The organism is Quadrisphaera sp. DSM 44207 (genome assembly GCF_900101335.1).
In the GTDB taxonomy this organism is placed as follows: domain Bacteria; phylum Actinomycetota; class Actinomycetes; order Actinomycetales; family Quadrisphaeraceae; genus DSM-44207.
Genome location: NZ_FNKA01000001.1, coordinates 1120175 through 1133743 on the forward strand (window position 1 = coordinate 1120175; position 13569 = coordinate 1133743).

The 13569-nt window shown below is 76.3% G+C and carries 17 protein-coding genes, 1 tRNA gene and 1 pseudogene; 10 read left to right on the plus strand and 9 right to left on the minus strand.

Annotated elements, in window-relative coordinates:
- Window positions 1–191 precede the first annotated feature (191 nt).
- The 4 genes from BLS82_RS15595 (at window position 192) to BLS82_RS05385 (ending at window position 1501) form a co-directional block, all read left to right on the plus strand.
- Window positions 192–341 carry a hypothetical protein gene (locus BLS82_RS15595; RefSeq protein WP_176818931.1) on the plus strand — a complete coding sequence of 50 codons (150 nt, stop codon included), beginning with the start codon at window positions 192–194 and terminating at the stop codon, window positions 339–341.
- Window positions 342–542: 201 nt separating this feature from the next.
- Entirely contained in the window at window positions 543–857 is a 315-nt protein-coding gene (locus tag BLS82_RS05375) for a hypothetical protein (RefSeq protein ID WP_092862155.1), read from the plus strand.
- Window positions 858–939: 82 nt separating this feature from the next.
- A complete protein-coding gene (locus BLS82_RS05380) occupies window positions 940–1194 on the plus strand; it encodes a hypothetical protein (protein WP_092862157.1) in 255 nt (84 codons plus the stop codon).
- Complete coding sequence (locus tag BLS82_RS05385; protein ID WP_092862159.1) at window positions 1187–1501, plus strand: hypothetical protein; 315 nt, start codon at window positions 1187–1189, stop codon at window positions 1499–1501. Before BLS82_RS05380 ends, BLS82_RS05385 begins: the two co-directional genes overlap by 8 nt.
- Window positions 1502–1704: 203 nt before the next feature.
- On the opposite strand, the gene BLS82_RS05390 is transcribed toward BLS82_RS05385, so the two are convergent.
- Window positions 1705–1789: transfer RNA gene (locus BLS82_RS05390), tRNA-Ser, on the minus strand.
- Window positions 1790–1905: 116 nt separating this feature from the next.
- On the opposite strand from BLS82_RS05390, the gene BLS82_RS05395 reads away from it, so the two are divergent.
- A complete protein-coding gene (locus BLS82_RS05395; RefSeq protein ID WP_092862161.1) occupies window positions 1906–2901 on the plus strand; it encodes a PAC2 family protein in 996 nt (331 codons plus the stop codon).
- Between the two features lie 87 nt (window positions 2902–2988).
- On the opposite strand, the gene BLS82_RS05400 is transcribed toward BLS82_RS05395, so the two are convergent.
- Window positions 2989–3828: a helix-turn-helix transcriptional regulator gene (locus tag BLS82_RS05400; protein ID WP_092862163.1), complete on the minus strand. Its 840-nt coding sequence runs from the start codon at window positions 3826–3828 to the stop codon at window positions 2989–2991.
- A 110-nt stretch (window positions 3829–3938) separates the two neighbouring features.
- Entirely contained in the window at window positions 3939–4568 is a 630-nt protein-coding gene (gene cysE, locus BLS82_RS05405; protein ID WP_176818932.1) for a serine O-acetyltransferase, read from the minus strand.
- 69 nt (window positions 4569–4637) lie between these two features.
- Between cysE and BLS82_RS05410 the strand changes: the two genes are divergently transcribed.
- From BLS82_RS05410 to BLS82_RS05425, 4 genes are read left to right on the plus strand one after another with little or no spacing between them, the layout of a single operon-like run.
- The gene (locus BLS82_RS05410; protein ID WP_218123583.1) at window positions 4638–5423 is read left to right on the plus strand and encodes an NTP transferase domain-containing protein; all 786 of its coding nucleotides are present in this window, start codon (window positions 4638–4640) and stop codon (window positions 5421–5423) included.
- Window positions 5424–5449: 26 nt separating this feature from the next.
- Window positions 5450–6430, plus strand: a complete 981-nt coding sequence (locus tag BLS82_RS05415) for an NAD(P)H-quinone oxidoreductase (RefSeq protein ID WP_092862165.1) — start codon at window positions 5450–5452, stop codon at window positions 6428–6430.
- Between the two features lie 6 nt (window positions 6431–6436).
- Window positions 6437–7030, plus strand: a complete 594-nt coding sequence (locus BLS82_RS05420) for a bacterial proteasome activator family protein (RefSeq protein ID WP_092862167.1) — start codon at window positions 6437–6439, stop codon at window positions 7028–7030.
- Window positions 7031–7052: 22 nt separating this feature from the next.
- Window positions 7053–7493 (plus strand): hypothetical protein, encoded by a 441-nt coding sequence (locus BLS82_RS05425; protein WP_092862813.1) that lies wholly within the window; start codon window positions 7053–7055, stop codon window positions 7491–7493.
- On the opposite strand, the gene BLS82_RS16310 is transcribed toward BLS82_RS05425, so the two are convergent.
- A complete protein-coding gene (locus tag BLS82_RS16310; RefSeq protein WP_092862169.1) occupies window positions 7480–7809 on the minus strand; it encodes a hypothetical protein in 330 nt (109 codons plus the stop codon). The two genes, BLS82_RS05425 and BLS82_RS16310, sit on opposite strands and share 14 nt — an antisense overlap.
- 185 nt (window positions 7810–7994) lie before the next feature.
- On the opposite strand from BLS82_RS16310, the pseudogene BLS82_RS16725 reads away from it, so the two are divergent.
- Window positions 7995–8093 (plus strand): annotated as a pseudogene (locus BLS82_RS16725) (type II toxin-antitoxin system Phd/YefM family antitoxin); the annotation flags it as partial.
- A gap of 358 nt (window positions 8094–8451) precedes the next feature.
- Here BLS82_RS16725 and BLS82_RS05440 read toward each other — a convergent pair.
- The 5 genes from BLS82_RS05440 to BLS82_RS05460 form a co-directional block, all read right to left on the minus strand.
- The gene (locus tag BLS82_RS05440) at window positions 8452–9291 is read right to left on the minus strand and encodes an HAD family hydrolase (RefSeq protein ID WP_092862816.1); all 840 of its coding nucleotides are present in this window, start codon (window positions 9289–9291) and stop codon (window positions 8452–8454) included.
- A gap of 8 nt (window positions 9292–9299) precedes the next feature.
- Window positions 9300–10130, minus strand: coding sequence for an HAD family hydrolase (locus BLS82_RS05445; protein ID WP_092862171.1), 831 nt, complete (start codon window positions 10128–10130; stop codon window positions 9300–9302).
- Between the two features lie 33 nt (window positions 10131–10163).
- Window positions 10164–11099, minus strand: coding sequence for a carbohydrate ABC transporter permease (locus tag BLS82_RS05450; RefSeq protein WP_092862173.1), 936 nt, complete (start codon window positions 11097–11099; stop codon window positions 10164–10166).
- A complete protein-coding gene (locus BLS82_RS05455) occupies window positions 11099–12070 on the minus strand; it encodes a carbohydrate ABC transporter permease (protein ID WP_092862175.1) in 972 nt (323 codons plus the stop codon). The genes BLS82_RS05450 and BLS82_RS05455 overlap by 1 nt, the downstream gene beginning before the upstream one ends.
- Window positions 12071–12143: 73 nt before the next feature.
- On the minus strand, window positions 12144–13523 hold the full coding sequence (locus tag BLS82_RS05460; protein WP_092862177.1) for an ABC transporter substrate-binding protein: 1380 nt from the start codon (window positions 13521–13523) through the stop codon (window positions 12144–12146).
- Window positions 13524–13569 lie beyond the last annotated feature (46 nt).

Consider the following 13569-nt stretch of genomic DNA (forward strand, 5'->3'; position numbering starts at 1 on the left):
ACGGCCGGTCGTCGGGGACCGGTGCGGAGTTCTTCTCCGGTCCCATCGGCGGGCGGCGCGCTCGCCTTGAGCCGCCTCAGCGCGGAGGGGCTGCGGCAGGCGGCTCCCTCCGGCGCAGGCACCTCAGCGGGCGGCTGGGGAGGAGCCGTCGAGGAGCGGGAAGCCGCTGAGGACCTGCTGCAGGTGCATCTGTGCTCCGGGCGTCCTGGCGCCTGGCCCAGGGCGAGGCGCGCGCAGTCGCCGCCCTGCTCCCGCAGCGACTGGGCGACGCCTGCGTCGAGCTGGTCGGTGCGCTGTCGCTGGCGGCGGCGCTGCACGTGGGCTGGCGCTCTTCTGCGTAGTGGCGGCCGAGTGGTGCGTCGCCGCCTGGGGCGCGACCTTCGTCGAGCAGACCGCGTGTCGACGGACACCGCGGTCGCGCCGATGGCCGGCTGCTTCGGCGGCGCGGTGGCCGGGCAGGTCATCGGCAGCCGGCCGGCGCGCCGGTACGACCCGGAGCGGCTGCTCGCGGTCGCGCTCGCCGTCACCGCCGCGGGTTCGCGGTGCTGTGGCCGGCCACGACGCCGGCCCAGGCGCTGGCCGGCCTGTCGCTGCTCGAGCTCGGGCTCGGGCTGGGCGACCTGTTCCCCACGGGCATGTCCGTGGTCGTCGTGCTGGCACCCGGGCGGGCGATGCGGGCGAGCCGGCAGGCGGTGCTGATGACGTCCTTCGCGGTGCTGGTCGCGCCCCTGGCGGTCGGGGCGCTGGCGGACGCGACCTCGCTGACGGCCGCCCTCAGGATCGTGCCGGTCACCCTCGCGCTGGCGGCGGGAGGGCTCGCGCTCGTGCACCGGGCCGGCAGGCCGTCGCCGCGGTGACACGCGCTCCGCTTCCTCCGGCCCAGATGTCGCCCGACCGCATCCCTGGACCTGACTGCGTTGTGTCTGACAGTATGAGGGAGTGGAGGTCCGCTTCACCCAGGCCGCACGTCGACACCGCATCGGCCGAGCGTCCGCTCGTCACGTCCTGGTCACCGCCACGCCGACTCGCACGACGACCATCCAGGGCAACGCGGCGTGGTCGTACGTCGGCGACGACGAGCGGGGACGCGAGCTGGAGATCGTCGCGGTTGAGGTCACCCAGGACGACACCACCGTCCTGCTGGTCATCCACGTCATGCCGACCGCACTCCGAGGAGCGAGCACCGATGAGTAGTCCAGAGCCGCCCCGCATCACCGCCAACACCCACATCGGCCCGGACGTCGATCTCGAGCGCGAGGACATCCGCCTCGCTGACGGGACGCGGCTGACCGAGGACGTCGCCACCGGCATCATCGACCAGGTCCGGCGGTCCTCGGGGCGCCCGTCACTGTCAGGCCAGCCCGCGACCTCGCCGCAGATCGCGTTCCGGGTGACACCTGCGGTCCGGGAGCGCGCCGCCCGGGTCGCCGCGCGCGAGGGGAAGACGATCTCCCAGCTCGCTCGCGAGGCGCTCGAGGCAAGGGTCGCTTCCGCGCCCTAGCCCCTCGTTGACAGACCGGACAAGACACCGGGCGAGGGTGCGGCAGCAGCGTCGGGTGACCAGGACTACCTGGAGCGCCTGATTGCGGCCGTGGTCCGCCGGGCGGGCGCAAAGGAGGCGCGTCCACCGGGGCTCCGTGAAGGTCGCGGTCGCCGCCGTCAGGCGCGGCGACCCTGGCTGGCTGCGACACCGCAGGTCGAGGGCGGAGGGCGTGGGATTCGAACCCACGGACTGTCTCCAGTCAGCGGTTTTCAAGACCGCCCCGTTCGGCCGCTCCGGCAGCCCTCCAGGGGCGCGAGCGTAGCGAGGCCGGCGCACCCGGACGGCGGAGCGCACCGGAGCGCGGGGATGGCGGCGGGCGCGGCGGGCGTTGCACCGGGTGGGACCACGACCTGGAGGAAGACGTGCTCGCACCCGAGGACCTGTACGAGGTCGTCGGCGACCTGTCCGACGGCGCCGCGACCACCGCGCTCACCCCCGCCCGCACCGGGTCCGGCCCCGCCGGCGGGCTCGTGCTCGTGCACGCCCTGACGGGCTTCGTCGACGCCGGCGCCGCCTCGAGCCTGGCGGTGCGCCACCTGCTGGCGGAGCTGCCCTCGCGCCCGCTCGCGCGCTTCGACCTCGACCAGCTCTACGACTACCGCGCCCGCCGGCCACCGATGTCCTTCAGCGGCGACCGGTTCACCGACGTCGACCTGCCCGAGCTCGTGCTCCACGAGGTGCACGACCGCGAGGACCGCACGTTCCTGCTGCTGGTCGGCCCGGAGCCGGACGTGCAGTGGCAGCGGTTCGCCGCCGCGGTCGGCCAGCTGGTGGGCCGCTTCGGCGTCGACCTGGCCGTCAGCCTGCAGGGCATCCCGTGGGCGGCGCCGCACACGCGCCCGATCGCGCTGACCGCCCACGCCTCCGAGCGCTCCCTCATCGCCGGGCGGCCGCGGTGGATCGGCGAGATCACCGTGCCCGGCCACGCCGGGGCCTTCCTCGAGCTGCACCTGGCGCGCTCCGGCGTCCCCTCGATGGGCTTCTCCGCGCACGTGCCCCACTACCTGGCGAGCGCGGAGTTCCCCCCGGCCGCGGTGGCGCTGCTCGACGCGCTCGCGGCGGCGACCGGCCTGTCCCTGCCGGTGCAGGCCCTGGCGGCCGCGGGCAGCGTCGTCCTCGGCGAGGTCGACGCGCAGGTGGCGGCCTCCCCCGAGACCAGCACGGCCGTGGCCTCCCTGGAGCACCAGTACGACGCCGTGCTCGCCGGGCGCGGCCTCGAGGGGCCGTCCCTGATGGCGCCCCGGCTGCCCGAGGAGGAGGTCGCGGACGGCGACGAGCTGGCCGCCGAGCTGGAGCGGTACCTGCGCCAGCACGAGGGCGGCGCCGAGGGGCCGGGCGCGGGCGGCGCGGTCGGCTGACGCCCGCGGCGCCCCTGCCCGCGTCGCCCCTGTCCGCGTCGCCCCGACCGCGAGGGCCCTGACCGGGGCGCCCCTGCCGGGGGCTCCTCAGATCCAGCCGCGGCGCAGGGCCGCCGCCACCGCGGAGGCGCGGTCGACGGAGCCGAGCTTGGCGTGGATGCGCTCCAGGTAGGTCTTCACCGTGCTCAGCGACAGCCGCAGCTGGCGGCCGACCTGCTCGTTCGAGCGCCCCGCGGCGACGGCGGTGAGCACCTCGCGCTCCCGCTCGGTGAGCGGGTTGTCCGCGACGACGCCGCTGGCGCCCGCCAGGGAGCGCAGGTCGCGGCCGGTCCAGGTCAGGGCGCTCCCGCGCGCGGCGGGCACGGCGTCCCACCGCTCGGTGGTGACGACGACCCGCGGGGCGCCCGGGCCGGCCAGCGGCGCGAGCAGCTGCGCGGCGGCCCGGGGGTCGCGCCGCAGGCCCGAGTGGTCCACGACGACGGCGGACCACGTCTGCTCGGCCGTGAGGTCCAGCACGAGCGCGGCGTCGCTCGTGACGGCGGTGCGCACCCGCAGGCCGCCGTCCTCGAGCAGGCGCAGCAGGGCCACGGTCGTCGCGTCGACGCGGTCGACGAAGAGCAGTCCCTGCTCCGCGGTGCGGGGCGCCGTGCTGCCCAGCCGGCAGAAGATGCGCCGCGCCCGCACGTCGGCGTCGCTGACGTCGAGCAGCCCCGCGCCCGCGGTGCGCAGCGCCGCGGCGTCGGCGAGCACCGCCTCGAAGACGGTCAGCAGGGAGGCGCCGTGGTGCAGGGCGCAGCGCCCGGCCAGCTCGGCGGCCACCTCGTCCTGCCGGCGCAGCGCCTCCCCGAGCAGGGCCAGGACCTCCTCGCGGGTCAGCGCCCGGGGCGTCGTCGCGCCGGTGGTCCCCGCGATCGGCTGCGCTCCCATGACCGGCCCTCCTCGTGCGCCCTGCGCACGCGTGCCTCGCCCGCACCTCGTGCGCGGACGGCGGTCGCACCACAGCGTAGATGCAGCGCCACGCTGCGTCGCACGGCCCGTCACCCGGCGGGGTCGCCGCCCGCCGCCGCCGACCGGCGTCCCGCCCGCTCGCCCTGCCCATCGCCCTGGCCGTCGCCCTGACCGTCGCCCTGACCGTCGCCCGAGCGGACGACGGCGGGCACCCCGACGGCCACGGCCCCCGGCGGGACGTCGCGCACGACGACCGCGTTGGCCCCCACCTGCGCGCCGGCGCCGACGCGGACGCGTCCGACGACCTTGGCGCCGGCACCGATGACGGCGCCGTCCCCCACGACGGGGTGGCGGGGGCCCCGAGTGCCGCTGCGGCCCCCGAGGGTGGCGCCGTGGTAGAGCAGGACGTCGTCGCCCACGACGGCGGTCTCGCCGACCACGACGCCGGCGCCGTGGTCGATGAACACCCGGCGCCCCAGGACGGCGCCCGGGTGGATCTCCACGCCCGTCACCGCCCGCGCCAGGTTCGAGAGCACCCGCGCCGCCAGGCGCCCGCGGGGCACCTGCCACAGCGCGTGGGCCGCGCGGTGCGCCCAGACGGCGTGCACGCCGGGGTAGGCGAGCACCACCTCCAGCCGCGAGCGCGCGGCGGGGTCGCGCGCCAGGGCGGCGTCGACGTCCTCGAGCGCCCGCTCCACCCACCGGCCTGCCGTCCTCACGGGACAAGTGCAGCAGGTCCGCGCGCCGCGGGCGCACCCGCACCGCCCGGGTGGGGGATGATCCACTGCGTGCCGGACACCCCCGACGACCCCGCCGACGACACCGCCGACGACACCGCCGACGACACCGCCGACGACACCGCCACCGACCCCGCCGACCACCCAACCGACGAGCGCGCCGACGACCCGTGGCGCGGCTGCGCCGTCGTGGTGCCCGCGGGCGGGACGGCGCGGCGCATGGGCGGCGCGGACAAGCTGGCGGCCGACCTCGGCGGCACCTCCGTGCTCGACGCGCTGCTCGCGGGCGTGCCCGCGCGCGTGCCCGTGGTGCTCGTGGGCCCGCCGCGCCGGGCGTCCCGGCCGGTGCTGCTGACCCGCGAGCAGCCTCCCGGGGCGGGCCCGGCCGCGGCCGTGGCGGCCGGGGCCGCGGCGCTGGCCGCCGCCGCCCGCGCCGGGTCGGTGCCGCCCGCCGACCTCGTGGCGGTGCTCGCCGGCGACGCCCCCCGCGCGGCGGCCGCCGTGCCGCCGCTCGCGGCCGCGCTGCGGGCGGCGCCGCACGCTCCCGCGGCCGTCGCCGTCGACGCCGCGGGACGGCGCCAGCCCCTGCTCGCCGTCCACCGCGCCGCGGCGCTGCGCGAGCGGGTGCGCGCCGCCGCGGACGCCGCGGACGGCGCGGACGGCGCGGACGGCGCGGACGGCGCGGCCGGGCGCTCGGCGTCCTGGCTGCTGGCCGTGCCCGGCGTGGTGCAGGTCCCCGTCGCGGACGACGCCGTCGCGGACGTCGACACCCCGGAGGACCTGGAGCGCGAGCGCGCCCGCAGGCGGGGCGAGCGGCCGCAGGGCGGGCGGCGGTAGGAGCGGGCGGCCGTAGGGTCGGCCGGGTGAGAGCGGTCGTGGCGCGCACCCCCGGCGGACCCGAGGTGCTCGAGGTGCTCGACGTCCCCGACCCGGTGGCCGGCCCTGGTGAGGTGCTCGTGCAGGTCGCTGCGGCCGGGGTCAACCGCGCGGACCTGCTGCAGCGCGCTGGGCGCTACCCGCCGCCGCCCGGGGCGAGCGAGGTGCTCGGGCTGGAGGTCTCCGGCACCGTGGCGGCGCTCGGGGAGGGCGTGGACGGCTGGGGGGTCGGCGAGCCCGTCTGCGCGCTGCTGGCCGGCGGCGGCTGCGCCGAGCGCGTGGCCGTGCCCGAGGGGCAGGTGATGCCCGTGCCGGCCGGGCTCGACCTCGTCGACGCCGCGGCCCTGCCCGAGGTGGTGGCCACGGCGTGGTCCACCGTGTTCATGGCCGCCGGCCTGCGCCCGGGCGAGGTGCTGCTCGTGCACGGCGGCGCCAGCGGCGTCGGCACGATGGCCGTGCAGCTGGGCGCGCATGTGGGCGCGAGGGTCGCCGTCACCGCGCGCAGCCGCGAGAAGCTGCAGCGCTGCGCCGAGCTGGGCGCGTCGGTGCTCGTGGACCACACCCGCGAGGACTTCGTCGAGCGGGTGCGCGAGGCCACCGGCGGGCGCGGCGCGGACGTCGTCCTCGACGTCGTGGGCGGCTCCTACCTCGCCCGCAACCTCGACGTGCTGGCCACCGGCGGCCGGCTGGTGGTCATCGCCGTGCAGGGCGGCGCGCGCGCCGAGATCGACCTGGCGGCGCTGATGGCCAAGCGCGCCTCGGTGCTCGGCACGACGCTGCGGGCCCGCCCGCCCGCGGAGAAGGCCGCGATCTGCACCAGCGCCGTCGAGCACGTGTGGCCGCTGGTGGCCGAGGGCCGCGTGCGCCCCGTCGTGCACGCGCGCCTGCCGCTGGGCGACGTCGCCCGCGCGCACCGCCTCCTCGAGGCGGGTGAGCACGTGGGCAAGGTGCTGCTCGTGGTGCCCTGAGCGAGGATGGAGCGCATGAGCGAGCAGCCCGGACGGCGTCCCGACCCGCGCTCGGAGGAGCGCGGGGAGCAGCGCGAGCCCGAGCCCGTGGTGGTCGTCACCGGCAGCGCGATGTCGGTGGCCGGGGGCGAGGGCTCCGACGCCGCCACCGCCGTCGGCAGCGTCGAGCAGCCGGCGAAGGTCATGCGCATCGGCAGCATGGTCAAGCAGCTGCTCGAGGAGGTGCGCGGCGCGCCGCTCGACGAGGCGGGCCGCGCCCGGCTGGCGCAGGTGCACGAGCGCTCCCTCGCCGAGCTCGAGGAGGGCCTGTCCCCCGAGCTCGTGGCCGAGCTGCGGCGCATCACGCTGCCCTTCTCCGAGGGGACGACGCCGACGGACGCCGAGCTGCGGATCGCGCAGGCCCAGCTCGTCGGGTGGCTCGAGGGCCTCTTCCACGGCATCCAGACGGCGCTGTTCGCGCAGCAGATGGCCGCCCGCGCCCAGCTGGAGCAGATGCGCCGCGCGCTGCCCGCCGGCGCCGGTGGCGCTCCCGGCGTCCCGGGGGCTGCCGGCCGCCTGCCGGTGAGCCCGGACGCGCCGGCGCCCGGCCAGTACCTGTGACGGCTCCTCCCTCGTCGTGATCATGCAGCTCCGGTCCGGTCTGCGCGGTCTGCTCCCGGGGCGCTCCCGCGAGGACCGCGACCTCGGGCGGGGGGTGTGGCGGCGCGCCCACGACCGGTTCCGCCGGGCCGTCGACCGCTACCACCAGGTCCTCGAGGGCGTTCCGGACGGCGTGCTGCGCGACGACCTGGAGGTCTGCGGCGCTCGCCTGGCCGCCTGCCTCGACGCCGTCCGCGCGACGTGCGGCGAGGCGCAGGCGGCGTGGCCGAGCGAGGCGCTGGAGGTGCCCGGCGGCGGCGTCGACCTGCACCGGCGCCTCTCGCGCGCCGGCACCCTCGCCGCCCAGGCCGCCCAGGCCGCGGCCATGGCGCGCACCGGTCCCGCCCCGGCGGGGTCCTCGGCCGGCGCGGCGGCGGTGCAGCGGGCCGTGAGCCAGGTGGAGCGGCTGGTCAGCGGCGCCTGAGGCGCTGGTCAGCGGTGCCCGAGGCGCCCTCCGCGCCCCAGCCCCACCAGGTGCTGGGGTCGACGCGCGGGGAGCCGGTGAGGGCGGGCACGGGTCTGGCCGTCGCCTGCGGCTCGGCGGGCCCGAGGTCGACCGGGCGCCGGGGCGCGGGTGGCGGCGCCGCGCCCGGGGCCGGGAGCGTCCGCAGGTCGATCACCGGCAGGGGCTGCGTGCGCACGAGGGACTGGTCCTGCGGCGCGGGCACGGGCGCCGGGGGCCGGGTGCGGCGGGAGAGGTCGCGGACGAGGCCGACGGTGCTGCGGAGGCGGACGGTCATGGCACACCTGTCTTCCCGTGGACAGCGCGGCGGCGTCGCCGTGCTGGTGCTGCTGTGGCTGGTGTGAAGAAAGTTACTGGGTGGATGAGCAGCGGTGCGTGCGACACGCCGCAGGACGCCGTCGCGCGCTCGAGCAGCGTCCCTCGCTCTTGAGCAGACTGAGTGAGGTGACTACATCCGTCGGCGTGCACGAGGCCAAGACCCACCTGTCCCGCCTGCTGGAGAGGGTCGCCGACGGCGAGACCGTGGAGATCACCGATCGCGGGCGAGTCGTGGCCCGCCTGGTGGGTCCTGAGCCCGGCCCGCCGAACCTCGGCTTCGACCGCGGCCGCGTCCAGGTGGCCGACGACTCCGACGCACCCCTGCCGGACGACGTGCAGGCGGCCTGCTCCTCGACGCCGACCAGCGCCTGCTGTCCGCGGCGAGCACCTGGGAGCTGGCGATCAAGCGGCCGGCGCGGAGCAGCTGCCGCTGCTCCACCGCGACCCCTTCGACCGCGTCCTCGTGGCGCAGGCCGTCGCGGAAGGAGCCGTGCTCCTGACCGCCGACCCCGCCCTGGCCGCGTACGGGGACGCCGTCCGCGTGGTGGCGTGAGCGCCGTCCCCCTCCTGCCGGCAGCGCCGGGGGGGGGGGGGACGGCGCTCAGCGACAGCGGGCCAGCACCAGCCGCTCGAGCACCTGCGCCACGCCGTCCTCCTCGCACGGCGGCGCGACCGCCGACGCGGCGGCGAGGACGTCGGGGTGCCCGTCGGCCACGGCGTAGGAGTGGCCCGCCCACGCCAGCATCGCCAGGTCGTTGGGCATGTCGCCGAAGGCGGCGACCTCCGCCGCGTCGACGCCCCGCTGCGTCGCCAGCCGCGCCAGGGTCGCGGCCTTGCTCACCCCGCGCGCCGAGACCTCCACGAGCCCGCCCAGGCCCGAGTGCGTCGGCTCGGCCAGCCCGCACAGCGCCTCCTCCGCCAGGGCCAGCGCCCGGTCGGAGGGCACCCCCTCGCAGCGCAGCAGCAGCTTGACCACGCCGGGGTCGTCGGCGAGCAGCTGCGGCAGCGGCGCCGCGACCCGGTCGTCGCCGGCGTGGTGGCGCGGGCGGTAGTCCGGCTCGCGGCGGAACCCCTGCAGCGTCTCCACGGCCGCCGTCGTGCCGGGCACCGCCGCGCGCACCGCCGCCACGGCCGCCAGCACGTCGTCCGGGGCGAGCACCCGCGCCTCGACCACGCGCCGGCGCGCGATGTCGTAGACGATCGCGCCGTTGGCGCAGATGGCGGTGGCGCGCCCGACCACGTCGGCGAGGTCGGCCAGCCAGCGCGGGGGGCGGCCGGTCACGGCGACGACGTCGACGCCCGCGCGCCGGCAGGCGTCCAGGGCGGCGACCGTGCGCGCCGAGACGCTGCCGTCGCGGCGCACCAGCGTGCCGTCGAGGTCGGTGGCGACCAGCCGCACCGGGGAGGGCGCACCTCCCCCGCCGCCTCCCTCGCCGCTCACCCCGCCGCTCACCCGGCCGCCGCCGGGTGCAGGGCGAGCACGTCCTCGAGGACGTCGGCGAGGCCGTCCTCCTCCACGGGGGCCGTGACCTCCCCCGCGGCGGCCAGCACCTCCGGCGGCGCCTGCCCCATGGCCACCGAGCGGTGCGCCCACGCGAGCATCTCCAGGTCGTTGCGCCCGTCGCCCGCGGCCACGGTCGCCGTCGGCGGGACGCCGAGGCGCTCGCGCACCTGCTCCAGGGCGCTGGCCTTGCTCACGCCCTCGGGGGCGATGTCGAGCCACGCCGTCCAGCCGACCGCGTAGCTGACGCCCTTGAGGCCCACGCGCTCGGTCATCTCCAGGAACTGCTGCGACGTGTGGTCGGGGCTGCGCACCACCACGCGCGTCGCGGAGGCACCGGCCAGGTCGGCGAACTCCACGGCCCGCAGGTCCCCCTCCAGCTCCCCCTCGGGGAAGGGCCCCGCGACGAGGATGCCCTCGCCCTCCACCTCCACGGCGAAGGCGGCCCCGGGCAGCTCCGCGCGCAGCAGCGCCAGCGCGGGCGAGGGGTCGAAGGTGGCGAGGTCGACGACCTCGTGGCCGCCCGGCAGGGCCGGGTCCAGGCGCACCGTCAGCGACCCGTTGCTGCACACCGCGTAGCCGGTGTCCAGGCCCAGGGCGTCGAGCACGGGGCGGGTGGCCGCCAGCGTGCGGCCGGTGGCGAGGACGACGTGGTGGCCGGCGTCGACCAGGCCGCGGACGGCGTCCGCCACCCGCGGCGAGAGCCGCAGGTCGTGGTCGACGATCGTGCCGTCGACGTCCAGGGCCACGAGCAGGGGTCGGCAGTCACGGGCGGTCACCCCCGCGACCCTAGCCGCAGGCCGCGGGCGCCCTCACTTGACGGCGCCCATGGACAGGCCCTGCACCAGCTTGTCCTGCGCCGCGAACCCGGCGGCGAGGACGGGCAGGGAGATCGCGGTGGCCGCCGCGCACACCTGCGCGAGGAACAGGCCCTGGCTGGTGACGAAGCTGGTGAGGAACACCGGCGCCGTCCCGGCCACCGTGGCGGTCAGGGTGCGGGCCAGCAGCAGCTCGTTCCAGCTGAAGATGAAGCAGATCAGCGCGGTCGCGGCCAGGCCCGGCAGCGCCACCGGGGCGACGACCCGGCGCAGGGTGGTGATCAGCCCCGCGCCGTCCAGGGCCGCGGCCTCGAGCATCTCGGTGGGCACCTCGGCGAGGAACGAGCGCATCATCCACAGCGCGATCGGCAGGTTCATCGCCGTGTAGAGCACGATCAGCAGGTTGATGTTGTCCAGGGTGCCCGTGCGGCTGGCGAACAGGTACAGCGGCAGCAGGGCCGCCACGACCGGCAGGAACCTCGTGGAGAGGAAGAAGAACATCACGTCCCGCCACTTCTCCACCGGCTTGATGGACAGCGCGTACGCCGCCGGGAAGGCCAGCAGCAGCACCAGGGCCGTGGAGACGACCGAGGCGGTCAGGGAGTTGATCAGCGGGGGCCACGGGCTGGCGCCGCTCTCGGCCCCGAAGAAGGAGCGGTAGCCGTCGAGGGTGAGCGGGGCGAGCACCGACGGCGGGTTGGTGGCGGCGTCGGTCTCGCTGTGGAAGGAGGTGAGCACCATCCACAGCACGGGGGCCGCGAAGAGCAGCGCCAGGGCCCAGGCGAGCAGGCCCCAGACCGGGTTGTCCTTGCGCTCCACGCCCCGCCCGCGCCGGTGGGCCTTCAGCGAGCTGCGGGTCGCCCCCGGGTCGACGGTGGCGCGGTCGGGGACGCGGGCTCCCTCGCCCGCTCGTGCACTGGTCGCGGACATCAGTCCTCCTCGTCGAAGAGCGACGACACCACGCGCAGCGCGAACGTCGCGATGATGATGGTCCCGATCACCACGACCACGCCCTGCGCGGAGGCCAGGCCGTAGTCCTGCGCGGAGAAGAAGGTCTGGTAGATCGTGTAGGGCAGGTTCGCCGTCCCCAGCGCGCCCGACGTCATGGTGAAGACGTGGTCGAAGTTCTGGACGATGTAGATGCTGCCCAGCAGGGCGCCGAGCTCGAGGTAGCGGCGCAGGTGCGGCAGGGTGATGTAGCGGAAGATCTGCACCGCCCCGGCGCCGTCCATGCGCGCCGCCTCCACGGCGTCCAGCGGCCGGCTCTGCAGCCCGGCCAGCAGGATCAGCATCATGAACGGCGTCCACTGCCAGATCAGGGCAAGCTCGATCGAGAGCAGCGGGTACTGCGTCATCCACGCGATCTGCGGCGGGTCGCTGCTGCCGAACAGCCCCCAGATCCACGTCAGCACGCCGTTGAACAGCCCGTAGGCCGGGTTGAGCAGCGCGTGCTTCCACAGCAGCGCGGCGGCCACGGGCACCACGAGGAACGGCGCGATGAGCATGGTGCGCACGGCGCCGCGGCCGAAGAACCTGCGGTCCAGCAGCAGGGCGAGAACGAGGCCGAGCACGAGGCTGGCGATGACCACCGCGGCGGTGAGGACGATCGTGGTGATGACGGAGTCGCGCAGCCGGGCGTTGGAGAAGATCTCCACGTAGTTGTCCAGGCCGGTGAAGCCGCGCTGGTTCGGGTAGAGCGCCTCCCACTCCATGAAGGAGACGACGAGCGTCACCACGAACGGCAGCTGGGTGACGACGACGAGGAAGACCAGCGCCGGCAGCAGGGGCAGCCTGCGCTGCCAGGCCTTCTTCCTCGTGCGGGCCGCCGCGCCCTGCGGCGGCTGGTACACGGTGCGCTGCGCGGCGGTGGTGCCTGTGGCCGCGTCCGTGGCAGAGCTCATCAGGGCCTTCCTTCCCGAGGGTCCCGCCACCCCGGCGCGGGGTGGCGGGACCCGCCGTGGAGCGCTGGGACCGTTACTGGTTCTGGTACTGCTCGGTGACGGTCTGGGCGATCGGCTCGCACTGGGCGAGGGCGTCGGCGACCGTGGACTGGCCGGCGATGGCGGCGCTCACGAGCTCGGAGCACCGGGTGCCGACGTCGGCGAACTCGGGGATGGCGACGAACTGGATGCCCGGGGCCGGGCGCGGCTGGACGCCGGGGTTCGTCGGGTCGGCGGTGCTGATCGCCTCCTGCGTGGCCTCCCAGAACGGGCCAGCGGACTCCCGGTACTGCTCGTTGTCGTAGGTGGAGGCGCGCTTGCCGGCGGGCACCTGCGGCCAGCCGAGCTGCTCACCGACGAGCTCCTCGTACTCCTGGCTGGAGGCCCAGGAGATGAACTCCCACGCCGCCTCCTTGTCGTCGCTGGCCTCCTGGACGCCGAAGGCCCAGCTGTACAGCCACCCGGAGGACTCCGTCTCCTTCACCGGCGCCGCCACGTAGCCGACCTTGCCGGCGACCGGGGAGCCCTCGGCCTCGAGGGAGCCGGCCGCGGACGTGGCGTCGTACCACATGGCCGTGCCGCCCTGGGAGAAGGCGTTGAGGCACTCGGTGAAGCCGGCCTGCGCCGCGCCGGACTCCCCGTGCTCCTGCACCAGGTCGACGTAGAACTGCGTGGCCTCGGTGAACTCCGGGGAGGTGACCTGGGTGTTCCAGTCCTCGTCCCACCAGGTGCCGCCGAAGGTGTTGACCACGGTGGTCAGCGGGGCGAAGACCTGGCCCCAGCCGGGCAGGCCGCGCAGGCAGATGCCGCGCATGTTCGGCTGCGCGCCGTCGACCTGGGCGGCCAGCTGCGCCACCTGCTCCCACGTCGGGTTCTCCGGCATGGTCAGGCCCGCCTGCTCGAACACGTCCGTGCGGTACATGAGGAAGGAGGACTCGCCGTAGAAGGGCTCGGCGTAGATCTGCCCGTCCTCGCCGGTCAGGCCGGCCTGGATCGGCGGGAGGACGTCCTCCTGGTCGAACTCCGCGTCCGCCTCGACGAACTCGTCGAGCGGGGCGAGCCAGCCGTTGGTGGAGAAGAACGGCACCTCGTAGTTGGAGATCGTGGCCACGTCGAACTGGCCGGCCTGCGCGGCGAAGTCCTGGGCGATGCGGTCGCGGACGTCGTTCTCCGGCAGGACGGTGTAGTTGACTGTGATGCCGGACTCCGCGGTGAAGTGCTCCTCCGTCAGGGCCTGGAGGTCCTCCATCTGCGGGTTGTTGACCATGATGACGTCGATCGACTGACCGCCGCCCTCCCCGCTCTCGCCCCCGGCGCTCTCGCCGCCGCCGCCCGCGCCGGCGCAGCCGGAGGTGACGACGGCGAGCCCAGCGGCGGCGGCGACCAGAGCGCCGGCACGTCGGCGTGCTTCCATGGGTGGTCCCTTCCTCGGTCCTCGCCCGGGCGGGCGCCCCGGCGAT

What these genes read in the sequence shown, in the direction of transcription:
- BLS82_RS05455 (WP_092862175.1), bottom strand. Translation starts at nt 12,070, where the DNA reads ATGAGCTCTGCCACGGACGCGGCCACAGGCACCACCGCCGCGCAGCGC.
- BLS82_RS05385 (WP_092862159.1), top strand. Translation starts at nt 1,187, where the DNA reads ATGAGTAGTCCAGAGCCGCCCCGCATCACCGCCAACACCCACATCGGC.
- BLS82_RS05400 (WP_092862163.1), bottom strand. Translation starts at nt 3,828, where the DNA reads ATGGGAGCGCAGCCGATCGCGGGGACCACCGGCGCGACGACGCCCCGG.
- BLS82_RS05450 (WP_092862173.1), bottom strand. Translation starts at nt 11,099, where the DNA reads ATGTCCGCGACCAGTGCACGAGCGGGCGAGGGAGCCCGCGTCCCCGAC.
- BLS82_RS05420 (WP_092862167.1), top strand. Translation starts at nt 6,437, where the DNA reads ATGGAGCGCATGAGCGAGCAGCCCGGACGGCGTCCCGACCCGCGCTCG.
- BLS82_RS05460 (WP_092862177.1), bottom strand. Translation starts at nt 13,523, where the DNA reads ATGGAAGCACGCCGACGTGCCGGCGCTCTGGTCGCCGCCGCCGCTGGG.
- BLS82_RS05425 (WP_092862813.1), top strand. Translation starts at nt 7,053, where the DNA reads ATGCAGCTCCGGTCCGGTCTGCGCGGTCTGCTCCCGGGGCGCTCCCGC.
- BLS82_RS16310 (WP_092862169.1), bottom strand. Translation starts at nt 7,809, where the DNA reads ATGACCGTCCGCCTCCGCAGCACCGTCGGCCTCGTCCGCGACCTCTCC.